Raw genomic sequence first — 18,428 nt, 5'->3', positions numbered from 1 at the left:
CCCTGGGAGCGGCCGGCCCGAATTAAGAGAAACGACATGCTACGTAAGACCCTTCTGCCCCTGCTGCTCCTGGCGCCCCTGGCCCAGGCCGTTGCCGCCGAGCGTGCGACGCTGATGTCGGTGTACGCCCAGGTGGTCGAGCACAACAGCGACATGGCCGCCGCCCGCGAGAACTACCTGGCCCGCCGCGAGGCCGTGCCCCTGGCCCGCGCCCGCCTGCTGCCGCAGGTGGCCCTGGATGCCGAGGCCGGCGACGTGCGCAGCGACCGCCGCCAGGTCGAGCAGCGCAGCGGCAGCCTGTACCGCCTGAGCCTCGACCAGCCGTTGTTCGACCTCAGCCGCTGGTTCGACTTCAAGGCCGCGCAGTCCGAGAACGAACAGGCCGAACTGGACTTCTCGGCGTTCCAGCAGCAGCTGATCCTCGACACCGCCAGCAGCTACTTCGACACCCTGCTGGCCGAGGACAACCTGGCCACCGCCAAGGCCGAGCTGCGCGCCTTCGACCGCCAGTTGCAGCAGACCCGGCTGAGCTATGACGCCGGCCTGTCGGATCAGAACGACATGCTCTCGGCCCAGGCCAGCTTCGATCGCGCCAGCGCCAACCTGATCGACAGCCAGCGCCGCAGCGAGGACGCCTACCAGGCGCTGATGCGCCTGACCGGCCAGGCGCAACCGGCATTGGCCGGGATCCGCCACAGCCTGCCGGTGCAGGCGCCGGTGCCTGAGCGCGCCGACGCCTGGGTCGAACAGGCCATGGCACAGAACCTGCGCCTGCGCGCCAGCCAGGCCGCCGTCAGCCAGGCCGGCCAGACCCTGCGCAGCAGCAAGGCCGATCACCTGCCGACCTTCAACCTGGCCATGGGCTACACCGAGGGCGACAGCGACCTGATGGACTCCAGCGCGCACTTCGGCCAGCGCCCGGGCAACCAGCGCGACAGCTCGGTGATGGTGCAGATGAAGCTGCCGCTGTTCAGCGGCGGCGGCACAAGCGCGCGGGTGCGCCAGGCCACCCATGAGCTGGCGCGCACCGAGTACGGCCGCACCAGCCTCGAGCGCGAGGTGCTGGAAGGTTCGCGCAACGCCTTCCGCGCGGTGGTCAGCGATGTCGAGCAGGTGCGGGCGCGGCGCCAGAGCATCATCTCCAGCCAGGGCTCGTTGCGAGCCACCGAGGCGGGGTATGAGGTGGGCAGCCGCAACATCGTCGATATCCTCGATGCGCAGCGCGACCTGTACAACGCGGTGCGCGACTACAACGTCTCGCGCTATGCGTACATCGTCGACAGCCTGCGGCTCAAGCAGCAGGCCGGCAGCCTGAGCCCGGATGACCTGCGCGAATTGGCGGGGTATCTGAAGCTGGATTACGAGCCGGAGCGGGACTTCCTGCCGAGTGATCTGCGGGGTTGACTGGGAGCACTGCCCAGCTCGATCTTTCTCACGAAGTAGGTGGCCGCCGTACGCGGGGTGAGAAACCGACGCACTGAAGCCGGCCAGACCAAAGTCTGCCCGCGTACGGCAACCATGAAGCATTGGCCTGGCAGCGCCCGAATCGCGGCAAGCCCGCTCCCACGACAGCGCTTTGGAGCGAGAAGCAAATGGTGGCAGCCGTGCACGGGGTGAGAAACCGAGGCGCAAGAAAAACTCGGCCAGACCGAAGTCTGCCCGGGCACGGCTGCCATAACTGGATTGCCGATACTTTACGCCTCGGGTTCTCACGCCCGGTCACCTGGTGTGGCGACCCAGTGAAGTTATCTGCGGGGTATTTCCCCGACAACGCGGCGGCTTCCGGCAAGCGCGTAGGGTAGATCCCAAGCTTTGCTGGCTGAAGCATTTGGTTGGGGGCTGCTGCACAGGGAGCAGAGTTCCAGCGTGGGAGCGGGCTTGCCCCGCGATCACCGGCGAAGCCGGTGCCAAACACCGCATCGCGGGGCAAGCCCGCTCCCACGCTGCCCGAGCTAGATCAAAGAATTGTTTTTTGCTTCATGAAAGCGGCCTTGTGCCGCGAAAGGGCTGCACAGCAGCCCCAGCTACCGCCCCAACAATCACCCCGGCCGATACTCCCGGCACCGCTCCCGCAGTATCTGCGCCAGCAACCGCACCTCGGGACTGTGCCGGTACTCCTCGGGATACCCCATGTACATCGGTACCTCCCGCTCCCGCTGATGCTGCAGGTTGACCCGCACCAGCCGCCCTTGCGCCAGCCCCTGCTGCACCCGATGCTCCGGCAACCAGGCAAAGCCCATCCCCCGCTCGACAAAGCTCTCGGCCGCCGCCAGGCTGCTCACCGTCCAGCGCTGCGAGGTCCCCAGCCAACCGCTGTTCTGCGAATTGCGCGTGCCGGAATCGCGGATCACCACCTGCCGGTGGTTCTTCATGTCGTCCAGGCTCAACTCCCCCTGCGCCGCGCTCAGCGGGTGGCTGGCCCCCACTACGCAGACCAGCGAGACATTGAGCAGGAACTCCTGCAGGTAGCCGGAAGGCAGGCTGCTGGCGATGCCCAGCTCGACCTTGCCATCCTCCAGCAGCTCGCGGGCCCCGGACAATGCCGTCTCGTACAGGCGGATACGGTGATCCTTGTACTCCAGGGCAAACTCCTGCAATGCCTGCTGCAGCAATTCGATGGGGAACAGCACATCCACCGCCAGCGCCTGCTCGGTGAACAGCCCGGGCTGGTACTGGTTGGCCAGGTGCTCGAGCTTCTGCGCCGCGCCCAGCAGGTGCTTGGCCTGGGGCAGCAGGGCCTTGCCCAGGGAGGTGAGCACGGCCTTGCGGCCTTCGATGATGAACAGCTCCTGGCCCAGGAGCATTTCCATGCGGTTGACCGAGTGGCTGATGGCCGACTGCGACTTGTACATGTGCTCGCCGGCCTGCTGGAAACCGCCGCACTCGACCGTGCAGACGAACGCGCGCCACTGATCGAGACTGATCTTGGAAAACACCATCACCTCCTTGTGTACCCGAAAACCGGGCGACGAATCCTGTGTCCTGCGGCGTTGTACCACAGCTGCGCACGACACATGAAGACCATGCCGCGATGCACGCACTTTTTGTCACTATTCGCCCAGGCCACTTCGTGCGACAACAACGTCCCGGACAGTGTCCGGCACTAATGGATGAATAATGGACAAGGAGCGTCCCCCATGCAGAGATGCACAAGCGATACGGCCTAAATCAACAGCCGGAACAACACGGCAAAGTATGCGGCGATAACGCCATAAAATTTTCATATTAATTTAATTGAAAATTTTAATTGCCCTATTGTTCAACAACCCCCTCCCAAACCTTTATGGAAGCCGCGTGGCAGCACGGGGCCCGCGCCTGCGCGCACTAAAAAAAACGCATAACTTAATAGCCAAAAAAACCATGAACAGGCGTCATCAATCCCATCGGAATTATTCGCTTTTTTTGGCAAAAGCTTCAGCCGCAATAATTAAATGGCCAGCAGGGTCTGGCACCGGAACAACAAGACCGGTTGTGTATTTTGGGATTTTTTCAACAGTGAAAAATAATTGGGCATACACATGAAAATCGGCATTGATGATATTGGGCTGTCTGTACCGCAACACTTTTTCGCACTGGAAGAACTTGCCGAACGGCATGGTATCGATCCACAGAAATACCTGGTCGGCATCGGCCAGGAGTTCATGGCCGTGCCGGCCCCGGACGAAGACATCGTGACCCTGGCGGCCAACGCCGCCCTGCCGCTGCTCGACGACGCCACCCGCGCCTCGATCGCCACGGTGATCCTCGCCACCGAGAGCGGCATCGACCAGTCCAAGGCCGCCGGCCTGTTCGTCCACAGCCTGCTCGGCCTGCGCGCCGACTGCCGCGTGGTGGAGTTCAAGCAAGCCTGCTACGGCGCCACCGCCGGCTTGCAGATGGCCCGTGCGCTGGTCGCCCAGCGTCCTCACGAAAAGGTACTGGTGATCGCCACCGACATCGCCCGCTACGAGCAGAACTCCGAGGGCGAATGCACCCAGGGCGCCGGCGCCGTGGCCATGATCGTGGCCGAGAACCCGCGCCTGCTGGAACTGCACCCGCACCAGGGCCGCTACAGCCTGGACGTCTCGGACTTCTGGCGGCCGAACCTGCGCAGCACCGCGCTGGTCGACGGCAAGCTGTCGATCGAGGTCTACCTGGAGTCGCTGCGCAACGCCTGGCAGAGCTACCGCGCCGACGGCGGTCTGGGCCTGGAAGACATGAGCTTCCTGTGCTTCCACCAGCCGTTCACCAAGATGGCGAAGAAAGCCTTCTCGGTGTTCGAGGCGATCGAGCCTGAAGCAGCCAAGGCCCTGGGCGAGAAGGCGTACTCCACCAGCCAGCTGTACGGCAAGGCCATCGGCAACTGCTACACCGCCTCGCTGTACATCGCCCTGCTGTCGCTGCTGGACAACAGCGACGAGGACCTGACCGGCCGCAACATCGGCCTGTTCAGCTACGGTTCGGGCAGCGTCGGCGAGTTCTTCAGCGCCACCGTGGTGCCGGGCTACCAGGCCCATTCGCGGCGCAAGGCGCATGCGCGCATGCTGGCCAGCCGCACCCGCCTGGGCCATGAGCAGTACAGCACCTGGTTCTACGGCGACAACCACCCGGCCGTGGCCGACTACAGCACGCCGTACGTCACCGGCGGCGCGTTCCGCTACGGCGGTTGCGAGGGCTATCGCCGTCAGTACGAGAGCACCGCCCTGTCCCTGAAGATGGCGAGCTGACGACCATGAGCGACGTGCTGCTGAGCTGGCCGCAACCCGCGATCGCCTGCCTGACCCTGAACCGTCCGCATGCCGGCAACGCCCTCGACGAGGCCCTGCTCGGGGCCTTGCACGAGCAGCTGCAGGCCCTCGCCGAGCACCCGGGGCTGCGCGCCCTGGTGCTCGACGGCGCCGGCGAGCACCTGTGCACCGGGGCGGACCTGGAGTGGATGCGCCGCAGCCGCGACTTCGACCATGCGCGCAACCTGGAGGACGCCAGCCTGCTGGCCAACGTCCTGCAGCGCCTGGACGACTTCCCGGTGCCGGTGCTGATGCTGGCCCGCGGCGCGGTGTTCGGCGGGGCCCTGGGCCTGTTGTGCTGCGCCGACCACGTGCTGGCCGCCGAGGATGCGCGGTTCTGCTTCAGCGAGGCGCGCCTGGGCCTGGCCCCGGCCTTGATCAGCCCCTACGTGGTGCGCGCCATGGGCGTGCGCCAGGCACGGCGCTACATGCTCTCGGCCGAGGTGTTCGGCACCGAGGACGCGCTGCGCCTGCAGCTGGTCCACCGCCTGGTGCCCGCCGCCGAGCTGGAGCAGGCCCGCGACCGCTGGCTGGCCACCCTGCTGCAGACCGGCCCCCAGGCCAGTCGCGAGATCAAGCAGATGCTGGCGCGCCTGGCAGGCCGCGACCACCTGCTCGACGAGCAGGGTTGCAACCTGCAGCTGATCGCCCGCCTGCGCACCTCCAGCGAGGGCCAGCACGGTCTTGCCGCCTTCTTCGAACGCAGCCGCCCCGACTGGGCGCAATGAACCCTGGGTGCGCGGACCACGAAGCCCGCGCCGTTCCGGCGTCGCCGACGACGCCCGACCTATGAGAAAAGGATTTTGCCATGTGTGGTTTCATCGGTGTCTACCAGTCCAAACGCAACAGCATCAGCGACCAGTCGATCCTCGACGCCCTGGCCGCCATCAACCACCGCGGCCCGGACGAGCACAGCCTGTGGCGTGACCCGGGCGAGCGCGCCGTGCTCGGCCACACCCGCCTGAGCATCATCGGCCTGGACAACGGCATGCAGCCGATCGTCGCCGACGAAGGCGACCTGGCGGTGATCGTCAACGGCGAGTTCTACGACCACGAGCGCATCCGTACCGAACTGCAGGCCGAAGGCGCGATCTTCAAGACCGCCTCGGACAGCGAGATCGCCCTGCACCTGTACCGCCGCTCTGGCATGGCCGGGCTCAAGGAGCTGCGCGGCGAGTTCGCCATGGTCCTGTTCGACCGCCGTCGCCGCCTGATGCTGGCGGTGCGCGACCGCCTGGGCATCAAGCCGCTGTTCTACACCCAGCATGAAGGCAACTGGTACTTCGCCTCCGAGATCAAGGCCCTGCTGGCCGCCGGCGTCAACCCGACCTGGGACGAAAACGCCTACGCCAGCCGCGCCTTCTACCTGCGCGACCACACCCTGTTCGAAGGCGTGCGCAGCGTGCAGCCGGGGTGCTGGGTGATGGTCGACCACGGCGGCCTGCACAGCGGCCGTTACTGGGACATGGAATTCGCCCGCCGCGACACCCCGGCGCCGAGCGACGAGGCCGGCATGATCGAAGCCGTGCGCGCATCCATCGAGGAAGCGGTGCGCCTGCGCCTGCGTGCCGACGTGCCGATGGGCGTGTACCTGAGCGGCGGCATCGACTCCTCGGCGATGCTGGGCATGGCCACCGCCCTCAAGGGCGAGCCGCTGGACGCCTTCAACCTGTCGTTCACCGACATGGACGACTACGACGAGAACCGTTTCGCGCGCATGGCCGCCGAGCACAACGGCGCGCGCTTCCACACCATCGAGATCACCCAGGACGACCTGGCGGACAACTTCGAGCAGGCGGTGTGGCACAACGAGACGCCGTTCTTCAACGCCCACGGCGTGGCCAAGTACATCCTCAGCAAGGAAGTGCGCAAGGCCGGCCTGAAGGTGGTGCTGACCGGCGAAGGCGCCGACGAAGTGTTCGCCGGCTACCCGCACTTCCGCCGCGACATGCTGCTGTACAACAACGAGCAGCAAGACCCGAAAGTCATCGACCTGCTGCGCCAGCGCATCCAGGCCAACGAGCAGGGCTACACCAACGCGCACATGCCCCACGACATCCACTGGATGGTCGAGCAGCTCAAGCACGGCGTGTCGTGGCTGGACAACCAGGCCGGCTGGTTCAAGGCCCTGGAAAGCCTGTACCGCGGCGACTTCCGCGACCACTTCAGCGGTGTCGACCCGTACCGCCAGTTCTTCGACCGCCTCGACCACGGCAAGCTCGCCGATCGCGACCCGGTGCACAACTCCATGTACCTGTGGGCCAAGTCGTACCTGCCGAACTTCGTCCTCACCACCCTGGGCGACCGCATGGAGATGGCCAACAGCATCGAAGGCCGCGTGCCGCTGCTCGACCACCACGTGGTCGAACTGGCCTGCCAACTGCCGGTGTGGATGAAGGTGCGCGGCGCCACCGAGAAGTACGTGTTCCGCGAAGCCATGCGCCCTTACCTGCCCAAGGCCCTGTACGAGCGCAAGAAGCACTACTTCCGCGCCCCGCCGGCCACCCTGCAGCAGCAAGGCCGCCTGTGGCAGCTGGTGCAGGACACCCTGCACAGCCGTGACCTGGACGCGCTGCCGTTCTTCGACGCGGCCAAGGTACGCACCCTGCTCAAGCAGCTGCCGACCCTCAGCGCACAGGAACAGGGCCTGCTCGACCCGATGCTGATGGAACTGACCAGCCTGTGCCTGCTGCAGCGCCGCTACCGCATGAGCGGCCAGAGCTGGAACACCCTGAGCGAGGTGGCCGCATGAAGATCGCGATCATCGGCGCCGGCCTCAATGGCTTGGCCTGCGCCCTGATTCTCAAGCGCTTCGGCCTCGAGGCCACGGTGTACGAGCGGGCCCATGGCCCGCGCGACTCGGGCACCGGCATCTACGTCTGGCCCCAGGGCGTGCAGGTGCTGCGCTTCCTGTTCAACGACACCGGCTTCATCGGCCGCGGCAAGGCCATCGAGTTCCTCGACACCCATGGCCGCGACGGTCGCCTGATCCACAGCCAGCCGGTGCGCCCGGACGGCCTGGGGATCCCGGCGCCGGCGGTGATGTTCCCGCGTCCCGAGCTGTTCGGCCTGCTGCGCGAACGCCTGGCCCCCGGGCAGATCCGCTACCAGATGGGCTGCGAGAAGGTGGAGAAGGTCGGCGAACAGGCGCGGGTCACCTTCAGCAACGGCGAGCAGGAAGACTTCGACCTGGTGATCGGCAGCGACGGCGTCGGCTCCACCGTGCGTCAGTGCCTGGAGCCGGGCCTGACGCCCTACGACACGGGCCTGGTGGCCAGCCGCGGCATGGTCGAGTTCGACTCGCCGCTGCTGCTGCCCGACCGTTGCCAGATCTTCGCCTCGGAGTTCTCGCGGGTGGTCACCTACCCGCTGGCGGCCGACCGTCCGTACCGCTACTGGTTCGCCGCCTACCAGCACCGCAACCAGCCGCTGCTCGACCGCGACGGCCTGGTGCGGCTGTTCGCCGACCTGCCGCCGGATGTGGTGCGGATGATGCAAGCCACCGAGCACGAGCAGATCCTCACCCACAAGATGATGGCGCTGACCGGCGCCGGCTGCTGGCAGAACGGCCGCGTGGTGATGCTCGGCGACAGCATCCACGCCATGCTGCCGACCCTCGGCTACGGCCTGACCCTGGGCCTGGAGAACGCCTTCATGCTCGCCCAGGCCCTGGTCGGCTGCTGCGACGAGCGCCTCGACAGCGCCCTGCAGCGCTACGAGATCCGCGCCGCCGAGCGCTCGCGAGTGATGCTGGAAGTGATGCGCGACATGACCGACCTGTACTACTTCGAGGAGGACAGTGCCATGACCTCCTCGCGGATCCGGCCGATCGTCGAGCGCTTCCACGACCTGGCCCTGACCACGGTGTTCTGAGGAGATCGCCATGAGTGACGCATACCGCCAGCGCCTGCAGGCCTTCGTCAGCGAGCGCATCACGCCGAACGTGGCGGCCTGGGAGCAGCTCGGCGCCTACCCGGCCACGCTCAACCGCGAGGCCGGCGCCGCCGGCCTGCTCGGCCTGGGCCACGACCACCGCCAGTTGCCGGACGACCCGCGGGCCGTGGCGGTGCTGATCGAGGAGCTGACCCGCAGCGGCGCCCAGGGCATCACCATGGGCCTGGGCTCGCACTTCGTCAGCCTCAAGGCGGTGCAGGCCACCGGCCACCCGATCGTCCACGACCTGGTGCCGGCGGTGCTCGACGGCCGCCAGAGCATCGCCCTGGCGATCACCGAGCGCCAGGCTGGCTCCGACTTGCGCGCCCTGGAGTGCCGGGCCACGCGCCAGGCTGACGGCTACCGGCTGAACGGACACAAGGCGTTTATCTGCAACGCCACCCGCGCCGACTGGCTGCTGATGGTCGGCCACTGCGAGGACGGCCTGGCGCTGTTCCTGGTCGAAGGCTCTGCCGCCGGCATCCGCCACACCCCGCGCCAGGCCCTGGGCTGGCGCTGCCTGCCGCTGGCCGACCTGGAGCTTGTGGACGTGCCAGCGCTGCGCCTGACCGGCAAGGGCGGCGTCGGCCGCCTGCTGCAGGCCAGCCTGCAGCAGGAGCGGCTGAACCTGGCGGTGATGGCCATCACCAGCGCCGACATGGCCCTGCAGGCCGCCATCGACTGGTGCAAGAGCCGTCAGGTCGGCGGCAAGGCGCTGTTCGACAAGTCGGTGATCCGCCAGCGCCTGGCCGAGCACTACGCACAGCTGACAGTCAGCCGCCAGTTCGTCGACACCTGCGTGGCCCGCCAGGCCGAAGGCACCCTGGACCCACACCAGGTGGCCATCGCCAAGAACAGCGCCGTGCAGACCCTGGAAACCCTGGCCCGCGACGCCGTGCAGCTGCATGGCGCCCACGGCTGCGTCGAGCCCTCGCTGGTCGAACGCATCCACCGCGACGCCCGCCTGCTGGCCATCGGCGGCGGCACCCACGAAATCATGCTGGAAATCATTGCCCGGCACCTGTGAAGGATCACACCATGAGCACCATCAGCGACCACGCCGCCGCGCACTCGCGCGCGCTGCTCGAACACGCCTACCAGCGCTACTGCGGGCTGGAAATGCTGGAACAATCCCCCGGCCAGTGCACCTGCCGGCTGACCGTCACCGATGCCATCGACAACCTCAGCCAGACCCTGCACGGTGGGGTGATCTACTCGATGCTCGACGTCACCAGCATGCTCGCCACCCTGCCCTTGCTGGGGCCTGACGAGTACGCCCTGACCAACAGTTTCAACACCCTGCTGCTGTCGGCCACGCCACGGGACACCGAGGTGCTGTTCCACGCCAAGGTGATCCGCGACGGACGCAACCTGATGTTCACCCAGGCCGAGGCCTGGCGGGTCAACGCCGACGGCAGCCAGACGCGCATCGCCAGCGCGCAGCTGAGCAAGTTCAGGCTCAAGCGCGAGTGGTAATGGCGTAATCACCCATCACGTTCATCGCGGGGCAAGCCCGCTCCCACGCGATTTGCGGGAGCAGGCTTGCCCCGCGATCGTTCCAGCCCAGAGCCCCTTGGCGATACATGACAACCTTAAGGGTAATACCCTGATTATCTGCGCTTTTCACTCCCGCCCGATTGCTCAAGACTGGCTATCACACACATCACAGAAAGGATTCTCGCAATGAATCACAAGGTCCTGGTCATCCGCTCCTCGATCAAGTCCGATGGCGGCTTCTCCGGCCAACTGGTGGACAACTTCCTCAAGCAGCTCAAAGAGGTCAACCCCGAAGCTTCGGTGGTGGTACGCGACCTGCACGCCCAGCCCATCCCGCACCTCAATGCGGTGACCATGGACGCCCTGTTTGGCGGTGACGCCAGCAGCATCGAGGCGGCCGCGGCGCTGAAGCTGTCCAACGAGCTGATCGAAGAGATCCAGGAAGCCGACCGCGTGGTGATCGGCCTGCCACGCTACAACTTCGGCGCACCGTCGATCCTGCACACCTGGGTCGACTACATCGTGCGCGGCGGCGTTACCTTCACCTACGTCGACGGCGCCCCGGTCGGCCTGCTGGATGACAAGCCAGTGCACGTGCTCAACGCCAGCGGCGGCGTCTACAGCCAGGGCACCGACACCCTGGCCGGCTGGCTGTCGCAGACCCTGGGCTTCGTCGGCCTGAACAGCGTCGAGTTCATCTACGCCGAAGGCCTGGGCATGGGCGAAGAAAGCCTGGCCGCGGGCCTGGCCGCCGCCAACCTGAAGATCCAGCACAGCATCGCCGCCCTCGGCGAACGCCCATGCCCAAGCCTGGCCACCGCCGTAGGGAGGTAAGATGACCCGCAGCCAAGACAACCCGTCGGTCCAGGAGCTGTTCCTCAGCGAACTGGTGGCCGAGCCCAATCGCTACCACCTGTACATCTCCCACGCCTGCCCGTTCTCGCACCGGGTGCACCTGGTGCAGAGCCTGCTGGGCCTGGAAGACGCGCTGGACGTCACCTCGGTGGCGGCGCGCCGCCACGACCAGGGCTGGGAGTTCGACGAGCACGACCAGGACCCGCTGCACAAGGACGTCACCCTGCTGTCGAGCCTGTACGAGCGCTCGCGCCCGGGCTTCACCGGCAACCAGTCGGTGCCGGTGCTCTGGGATCGTCAGCAGAACCGTATCGTGCACAACGATTCGGCGGAGCTGGCGCTGCAGATGGCCACCCGCCTGCTGCCCCTGGCCAAGACCCCGATCGACCTGGTGCCCGACCGCTCCAGCTGCGACATCGTCGAGCTCAACCAGTGGCTGCACACCAACATCAACCGCATGGTCTACCACATGGGCTTCGCCGCGGACCAGGCGAGCTACGACCAGGCCTTCCAGCAGTTCTTCGCGGCCATGGACACCCTCGAGCACCGGCTGCGCAAGCAGCCGTACCTGGTGGGCGGCAAGCTGAGCCTGTCGGACCTGTTCCTGCTGCCCACGCTGATCCGCTACGAGGCGGTGTACTACGTGCACTTCAAGACCAACCACAAGACCCTGGCCGAGTACCCGGCGCTATACCAGTACCTGGTACGCCTGACGCAGATCCCGGCGATCTACCGCACCATCGACATGGCGCATATCAAGCTGCATTACTACTACTCGCACAACCACATCAACCCGACCCGGATCGTGCCCCAGGGGCCGGCGTTGAGCTGGTTGAACTGAGCAGTCGGCGTTTGCGGTCTTTTCCGGCCGGTCCGACGCCTCGGCAAGGCCGCTCCTACAGGAGGCGCATCCCCCTGTAGGAGCGGCCTTGTGCCGCGAAAGGGCTGCCTCGCAGCCCCGGCGGTTGAAGCCGAATACCGACTCCGGACGACTTCAACACCTTGAGGCTGTTACACGCCAAGACCACGCCGATCTTACAAACTGAACCTCATTCAGGCCTTGCCACGCCGCGGCCGCTGGCCGGGTGGAACCACCAGCCCTGCTGCATGCCCGCAGCCGCCAGCAGGATCAGCCCCACCCCCAGCCACTGCACCGCCGCCAGGCGATGGTCGAAGGCCACCCAGTCGACCAGGATCGCCGCGATCGGGTAGATGAACGACAGCGCCCCGGTCAACGCCGTGGGCAGGCGCTGGATGGCGCTGTACAGCAGCACGTACATCAACCCGGTATGCACGATCCCCAGCGTCACCAGGCTGCCGAGCGCCGGCAGTTCACCCGGCAGTCCACCAAGCTTCACCCAGGGCGCCAGCAGCAATACGCCAGTGCTCACCTGGATCAGCGCGATCAGGTGCGGCGGCGTGCCGGTCAGGCGCTTGATGATCAACGCCGCCACGGCGTACAGGAACGCCGCGCCCAGCGCCAGAACAATGCCCAGCAGGTACTCGTCGCCACTGGCCTGCCCCGCGCCATGGGCGCTGACGATGGCCAGCATGCCGAGGAACGCCACGCTCAACCAGGTCAGCTTGGCCGGGGTGATCTTCTCACCGAGAAACAGCGCGGCCAGGCCCACCAGCATGAACGGCTGGACGTTGTACACCGCGGTGCCGATGGCGATCGAAGCCCGCGAGTAGGAGGCGAACAGCAGCACCCAGTTGCCGACGATCGCCACCCCGCTGACCACCGCCAGCAAGAAGGTGGCGCGGGTCAGCACGCCCGGCTTGAGAAAGCCCATGGCCGCGCAGATCAGCAACAAGGTGCCGGCGCCGAACACGCAGCGCCAGAACACCACTTCCAGCACCGGCTGCCCGGACACCAGCACGAACCAGCCAATGGTCCCGGAGATCAGCATGGCGGCGATCATTTCCAGCGAGCCACGGCGCAGCGAATTGTCCATCTCACACCTCCTGTCGACGATGGGCACAGTATGCGGAGGGTCGAGGGGGACCTTCCAGCGGATAAGCAAGGCATATCGGTGCTCTCGCCTTTACTATCAAGGCACATCTTGAAAATCACCTAACGAGGCTGCCATGACCGATGCAATCGACCAGTTGCTGATCAACGCCCTGATGGAAGACTCGCGCCGCTCGCTCAAGGCCCTGGCGCAGATCAGCGGACTGTCGGCGCCCAGTGTCAGCGAGCGCCTGCGCCGCCTGGAGGAGCGCGGCGTGCTGCGCGGCTACACGGTGGAGGTGGACCCGCGCTGTTTCGGCTACCAGTTGCAGGCGATCGTACGGATTCGCCCGCTGCCGGGGCAGTTGCAGGAGGTGGAGCGGCAAATCATCGCCATTCCCGAGTTCACCGAATGCGACAAAGTCACTGGAGAGGATTGTTTCATCGCCCGCCTGCATGTGCGCTCGATGGAGCAACTGGACACACTGCTCGACCGCCTCAACGTGCTGGCCGAGACCAACACGGCGATCATCAAGAAGACGCCGGTGAAGCGGCGGTTGCCGCCCATGGCGTGAGGGAGGTTTTGCAGCTGCAGGCCCTATCGCGGGGCAAGCCCGCTCCCACGCAGTCGGCCCGGCCAAAACTTGTACACATGAATGTCACCATAAGTGCCATTTTTGTGTGCACTTTTGACCGGTAACGCCCCATTAAGTTACATACTCCAATCAACTAAATCTGACCATTCGATCAACTAAAATGTCGAGCAAAAAATATTACCTGTTCATTTGGTCAGCTTATATTTCCTTTATTTCATCAACTTATCTTTCAAATAGATAGATTCAAATTAGTAGCAACCTGAAAGCGAGTTGATCGCTGGCATGGAACTGGCTTTTATGTGTTTGCGTTTTGTATACAAGTTTGACGAAACATAAATACACAAGAACCCGCAGCGTCACCCCACCGGTGACCGTTGCGCCCAGAACCCAGTGATGCCAACGCCTGCACCGACGAGATGGCGAGCCCGTGCGCCAGCGCCCGCTCATCGCAGTCACACGCATCAGGAGCCGCCGGAATGAGTAGCAGCCTCCCCCTTGCCCCTGAACTTTCCGTTGCCAGCACCCATCCCTCGACCACCACCCTCGAAGGCCAACCCGCCGATCTCGAACTGAGCCCGCGCCTGCACAACCGCGACCTCGCCCCGACCAAACTGGCAGGCCGCCGCTGGGGCGGCTACAGCATCTTCGCGCTGTGGACCAACGACGTGCACAACATCGCCAACTACTCCTTCGCCATGGGGCTGTTCGCCCTCGGCCTGGGCGGCTGGCAGATCCTGCTGTCGCTGGCGATCGGCGCGGCGCTGGTGTACTTCTTCATGAACCTGTCCGGCTACATGGGGCAGAAGACCGGCGTGCCGTTCCCGGTGATCAGCCGCATCGCCTTCGGCATCCATGGCGCGCAGATCCCGGCGCTGATCCGCGCGGTGATCGCCATCGCCTGGTTCGGCATCCAGACCTACCTGGCCTCAGTGGTGCTGCGGGTGCTGCTGACCGCCGTGTGGCCACAGGTGGCCGCCTATGACCACGACAGCATCCTCGGCCTGTCGAGCCTGGGCTGGGTGTGCTTCGTGGCGATCTGGCTGGTGCAGCTGGTGATCCTCGCCTACGGCATGGAGATGGTGCGCCGCTACGAGGCCTTCGCCGGCCCGGTGATCCTGCTGACCGTGGCGAGCCTGGCAGTATTCATGTACTTCAAGGCCGATGCGCGTATCGCCTGGTCGGTCGCCGAGCCCCTGAGCGGCTACGAAATGTGGCGCAATATCTTCGCCGGCGGCGCGCTGTGGCTGGCGATCTACGGCACCCTGGTGCTCAACTTCTGCGACTTCGCCCGCTCCTCGCCGTGCCGCAGGACCATCCGCGTCGGCAACTTCTGGGGCCTGCCGGTGAACATCCTGGTGTTCGCGGCGATCACCGTGGTGCTGTGCGGCGCGCAGTTCCAGATCAACGGCCAGGTCATCGACAGCCCGACACAGATCGTCGCCAGCATCCCCAACACCGTGTTCCTGGTGCTGGGCTGCCTGGCCTTCCTGATCGTCACCGTGGCGGTGAACATCATGGCCAACTTCGTCGCCCCGGCCTTCGTGCTCAGCAACCTGGCGCCGCGCCACCTGAACTTCCGCCGCGCTGGGCTGATCAGCGCCACCCTGGCGGTGCTGATCCTGCCCTGGAACCTGTACAACAGCCCGCTGGTGATCGTGTACTTCCTCTCGGGCCTGGGCGCCCTGCTCGGCCCGCTGTACGGGGTGATCATGGCCGACTACTGGCTGCTGCGTAAGGGCCGTATCAACGTGCCCGAGCTGTACAGCGAGAATCCCGCCGGCGCCTACCACTACACCCGCGGCATCAACCTGCGCGCCGTGGCCGCGTTCATCCCGGCCGCGCTGCTGGCCATCGTCCTGGCCCTAGTGCCCAACTTCCACGGTATCGCGCCGTTCTCCTGGCTGATCGGTGCCGGCATCGCCGCCGCCGTCTACCTGCTGATCGCGCCACGCCACCGCCAATACCTCGATGTCAGCGGCGAATGCATCGCCGTCGACCACAGCAGCCACTGAATTTCAGGGAGATCCGTCATGCGTATTCTGATCGCCAACGTCAACACCACCGAAGCCATCACCGAAGCCATTGCCGAGCAAGCGCGCAGCGTGGCCGCACCCGGTACCGAGATCGTCGGCCTGACCCCGTGGTTCGGCGCCGAGTCGGTGGAGGGCAACTTCGAGAGCTACCTGGCCGCCATCGCGGTGATGGACCGGGTGCTGGCCTATGACCAGCCCTTCGATGCCGTGATCCAGGCCGGCTACGGCGAGCATGGCCGCGAGGGCCTGCAGGAGCTGCTGGACGTGCCGGTGGTGGACATCACCGATGCCGCCGCCAGCACCGCCATGTACCTGGGCCACGCCTACTCAGTGGTGACCACGCTGGACCGCACCGTGCCGCTGATCGAGGACCGCCTGAAACTGTCCGGGCTATACGAGCGCTGCGCCTCGGTACGCGCCAGCGGCCTGGCGGTGCTGGAGCTGGAAAGCGACCCACGGCGTGCAGTGGAAGCCATCGTCGAGCAGGCCGAACGGGCCGTGCGCGAGGACAAGGCCGAGGTCATCTGCCTGGGTTGCGGCGGCATGGCCGGGCTTGACGAGCAGATCCGCCAGCGTACCGGGGTGCCGGTGGTGGACGGTGTGAGCGCGGCGGTGACCATTGCCGAGTCGCTGGTGAGGTTGGGGTTGAGTACCTCCAAGGTGCGCACCTATGCCACGCCGAGGGCGAAGAAGGTGGTGGGTTGGCCGATGCGCTTCGGTCGCTGATCTGCCCATCGCGGGGCAAGTCGCATCGGCGCACTCCCGCACCCACACCTTCGTGGGAGCGGGCTTGCCCCGCGATCAGATCCGCACAGTCAGCGCAGTAACTTCGCCAGTCGCTCGCCACTGCCACAGGCAAGGGTAAACCCCAAGGCCCCATGCCCCAGATTCAGCCACAGGTTGCGATACCGTGTGGCCTCGATGATCGGCACCCCGGTCGGCGTAGCCGGCCGCATCCCAGCCCACTCCACCGCCTGCCCGTAATCAGCGGCCTCCGGCAGGGTCTCGCGCGCCAGCCGTCGCATGCTCGCGAGCCTGCCGGCATCCACCGACTCGTCGTAGCCGACGATATCCACCATCGCCGCCACACGCAGGTGATCCTCCAGCCGGGCATAGACGATCTTGCGTTCGTAGTCGGTGATGCTCACCTCGGGCGCCCGATGCGCGGCGCCAATCGGCGCGGTCAGGCTGTAACCTTTCAAGGGATAGACCGGCAAATTCAAGCCCGGCAATGCCAGGCCGGCGCTACGGTGCCCGGTACTTAGCACCAGGCGCTGTACTTCCAGCCGCTCATTGCCCATCTCAAGGGCCAGCACCTGATCATCGTGCGCTATCAGCCGTGTCACCGGCCGCCCCAACAGCAATCTGCATTGCCCGGATGCCTCCAGGCACTCGGCCAGGCGCAGGCAGAAACGGTGGCAATCGGCGACTTCCTCGCCCGGAGTGAACACGCCGCCAACGAAAGGTGCATCTGCCAGTGCCGGGTCGAGTCTACGCAGTTCGGCAGCATCCAGTGTTCGCTGGCTTTGGGGATCAAGCAGGTGTTGGCGCCCGTGGTCGAATGCACGCTGGGTACGGAATGCGACCAGCTTGCCATTGCGCCGCCAGGCGAAATCATCGAGGCCGTCCTGCTCGCGCCAGCGCTGCAAAGCCGCCTGGCTTTCGAGCGCCAGACTCAGCAGCCGAGCGGCATTACGGCGATTGACGGAGGTGCGGCAGGCCATGACGAAAGCCGCCAGCCAACGCCACTGTGCAGGGTCCAGACGCAACCGAAGGCGCAACGGCGAGTCCCCCTGCAGCAACCAGCCAAGCGCCTGCCACGGCACACCGGCATCGGCCAGCGGCGCCACATAGCGATACGAAAGCTGCCCACCGTTGGCGAAGCTGGTGGCGCTGGCCAGGCTGTCGCGGGCCTCGACCAGGTCGACCTGCCAGCCGTCGCGCACCAGCGCATAAGCCGTCGCCAGGCCGACCACCCCGCCGCCGATCACTGTCACCCGCTGGTTCATGCGTCCATTCCCGTCCCGGCCTGATGGCCAGACAGTAACAGCAGGTCAGGTCGGGCAGCCAGACTCGCCGTGATCGAGCCCCTGGCGCACGTTGCGGCTGAGCAGGGTCGCCTTGCCATCGCGCCAGGTCAGCGTGAGCACGTACAAGGTGTCGAAATCGTCGCGATGCCAGTCTTCGGTGAGCACCCGCTCCTCGCCCAGGGCCTTGCCGGCCACGGTGTTGATCAGTTCCGGAAGATAGCCGCGTGACCAGGCGGTGTAGACCGTCGCATTGCGGTACTTGCTACTGAGCAATTCGTCAGCCAGATCGTCGGTGTCGTTGGCGCCATAGTCGATGTTCACCGGCAAGCCGAGGCGGATGGCGCTGGGGCTGATGGTCATCAGCGGGCGGATATAGCTGTAGCGCTCATCCTGGCTACCTTCCTCGACACCCCGCGAAGGGTTGGCGGCGAATACGTAGTCAGCCTTGCCGAAGCGCTCGGGCAGCAAGGTGGCGAGGTCCAGGGCGCGGTTGAGTCCCTGGCAGTTCAGCTGTCCCAACCCCTCCCCGGGTTTCTCGGCATGGCGCAGGAAGACCAGGGTCTGGGTGCCATCCACGGGTTGCGCGCGACTCTCGACCACAGCCAAGGCCAACGGCACGGCCGCAGCAGCGAGCGTCAGGCTCAACAACAGGTGACGACGACGGCGAAGGAAGGTGGGCAGCTTCATCTGGGATGAACTCTTGTGGCAAGCGGTACTGGGTTGCCCCGCCACATGGTCCTGCAGCCTTGGCTGCTGGTCGTCCTTGT

At 65.8% G+C, this 18,428-nt stretch carries 17 protein-coding genes; 12 read left to right on the top strand and 5 right to left on the bottom strand.

The features are described 5' to 3' along the window. The first annotated feature begins 36 nt into the window (after window positions 1–36). A complete protein-coding gene (locus K2O50_RS08090; protein WP_050706616.1) occupies window positions 37–1,404 on the top strand; it encodes a TolC family outer membrane protein in 1,368 nt (455 codons plus the stop codon). 635 nt (window positions 1,405–2,039) lie between these two features. On the opposite strand, the gene K2O50_RS08085 is transcribed toward K2O50_RS08090, so the two are convergent. Then, window positions 2,040–2,939 (bottom strand): LysR family transcriptional regulator, encoded by a 900-nt coding sequence (locus tag K2O50_RS08085; protein WP_036986826.1) that lies wholly within the window; start codon window positions 2,937–2,939, stop codon window positions 2,040–2,042. Window positions 2,940–3,389: 450 nt separating this feature from the next. Continuing rightward, window positions 3,390–3,596 (bottom strand): hypothetical protein, encoded by a 207-nt coding sequence (locus K2O50_RS08080; RefSeq protein ID WP_162232977.1) that lies wholly within the window; start codon window positions 3,594–3,596, stop codon window positions 3,390–3,392. Here K2O50_RS08080 and K2O50_RS08075 point away from each other — a divergent pair. The 8 genes from K2O50_RS08075 (at window position 3,519) to K2O50_RS08040 (ending at window position 11,892) form a co-directional block, all read left to right on the top strand. After that, window positions 3,519–4,706, top strand: coding sequence for a hydroxymethylglutaryl-CoA synthase (locus K2O50_RS08075; RefSeq protein WP_050706617.1), 1,188 nt, complete (start codon window positions 3,519–3,521; stop codon window positions 4,704–4,706). The genes K2O50_RS08080 and K2O50_RS08075 overlap by 78 nt on opposite strands. Before the next feature lie 5 nt (window positions 4,707–4,711). Then, window positions 4,712–5,494, top strand: a complete 783-nt coding sequence (locus K2O50_RS08070) for an enoyl-CoA hydratase-related protein (RefSeq protein ID WP_052896064.1) — start codon at window positions 4,712–4,714, stop codon at window positions 5,492–5,494. A gap of 80 nt (window positions 5,495–5,574) precedes the next feature. Beyond that, window positions 5,575–7,518, top strand: a complete 1,944-nt coding sequence (gene asnB, locus K2O50_RS08065; RefSeq protein WP_050706618.1) for an asparagine synthase (glutamine-hydrolyzing) — start codon at window positions 5,575–5,577, stop codon at window positions 7,516–7,518. Then, window positions 7,515–8,639, top strand: coding sequence for an NAD(P)/FAD-dependent oxidoreductase (locus tag K2O50_RS08060; protein WP_050706619.1), 1,125 nt, complete (start codon window positions 7,515–7,517; stop codon window positions 8,637–8,639). The genes asnB and K2O50_RS08060 overlap by 4 nt, the downstream gene beginning before the upstream one ends. 10 nt (window positions 8,640–8,649) lie before the next feature. Next, window positions 8,650–9,726 (top strand): acyl-CoA dehydrogenase family protein, encoded by a 1,077-nt coding sequence (locus tag K2O50_RS08055; protein WP_050706620.1) that lies wholly within the window; start codon window positions 8,650–8,652, stop codon window positions 9,724–9,726. 11 nt (window positions 9,727–9,737) lie between these two features. Beyond that, on the top strand, window positions 9,738–10,175 hold the full coding sequence (locus K2O50_RS08050) for a PaaI family thioesterase (protein ID WP_028692820.1): 438 nt from the start codon (window positions 9,738–9,740) through the stop codon (window positions 10,173–10,175). 207 nt (window positions 10,176–10,382) lie between these two features. Beyond that, window positions 10,383–11,030, top strand: a complete 648-nt coding sequence (locus K2O50_RS08045) for an FMN-dependent NADH-azoreductase (RefSeq protein WP_050706621.1) — start codon at window positions 10,383–10,385, stop codon at window positions 11,028–11,030. 1 nt (window position 11,031) lies between these two features. Then, on the top strand, window positions 11,032–11,892 hold the full coding sequence (locus tag K2O50_RS08040) for a glutathione S-transferase C-terminal domain-containing protein (RefSeq protein WP_050706622.1): 861 nt from the start codon (window positions 11,032–11,034) through the stop codon (window positions 11,890–11,892). A 208-nt stretch (window positions 11,893–12,100) separates the two neighbouring features. On the opposite strand, the gene K2O50_RS08035 is transcribed toward K2O50_RS08040, so the two are convergent. After that, complete coding sequence (locus tag K2O50_RS08035; protein ID WP_050706623.1) at window positions 12,101–13,006, bottom strand: DMT family transporter; 906 nt, start codon at window positions 13,004–13,006, stop codon at window positions 12,101–12,103. Between the two features lie 133 nt (window positions 13,007–13,139). Here K2O50_RS08035 and K2O50_RS08030 point away from each other — a divergent pair, with 133 nt between their 5' ends. The 3 genes from K2O50_RS08030 (at window position 13,140) to K2O50_RS08020 (ending at window position 16,357) form a co-directional block, all read left to right on the top strand. Next, the gene (locus K2O50_RS08030) at window positions 13,140–13,577 is read left to right on the top strand and encodes an Lrp/AsnC family transcriptional regulator (protein ID WP_050706624.1); all 438 of its coding nucleotides are present in this window, start codon (window positions 13,140–13,142) and stop codon (window positions 13,575–13,577) included. Window positions 13,578–14,074: 497 nt separating this feature from the next. Next, window positions 14,075–15,610, top strand: coding sequence for an NCS1 family nucleobase:cation symporter-1 (locus K2O50_RS08025; protein WP_050706625.1), 1,536 nt, complete (start codon window positions 14,075–14,077; stop codon window positions 15,608–15,610). Between the two features lie 18 nt (window positions 15,611–15,628). Next, window positions 15,629–16,357, top strand: a complete 729-nt coding sequence (locus K2O50_RS08020) for an aspartate/glutamate racemase family protein (RefSeq protein ID WP_028692810.1) — start codon at window positions 15,629–15,631, stop codon at window positions 16,355–16,357. Between the two features lie 89 nt (window positions 16,358–16,446). Here the strand turns inward: K2O50_RS08020 and K2O50_RS08015 are convergent, their stop codons facing one another. Both K2O50_RS08015 and K2O50_RS08010 read right to left on the bottom strand, forming a co-directional pair. Beyond that, window positions 16,447–17,640, bottom strand: coding sequence for a D-amino acid dehydrogenase (locus K2O50_RS08015; RefSeq protein WP_050706626.1), 1,194 nt, complete (start codon window positions 17,638–17,640; stop codon window positions 16,447–16,449). Between the two features lie 45 nt (window positions 17,641–17,685). Next, window positions 17,686–18,348 carry a histidine phosphatase family protein gene (locus K2O50_RS08010; protein ID WP_186732943.1) on the bottom strand — a complete coding sequence of 221 codons (663 nt, stop codon included), beginning with the start codon at window positions 18,346–18,348 and terminating at the stop codon, window positions 17,686–17,688. Window positions 18,349–18,428: the final 80 nt, after the last annotated feature.

It is taken from the genome of Pseudomonas sp. 2hn (genome assembly GCF_019646095.1).
GTDB classification, from domain to species: domain Bacteria; phylum Pseudomonadota; class Gammaproteobacteria; order Pseudomonadales; family Pseudomonadaceae; genus Aquipseudomonas; species Aquipseudomonas peradeniyensis.
Note: the sequence above shows the minus strand (reverse complement) of the source record. Positions and strands in the feature narration are given on the sequence as shown.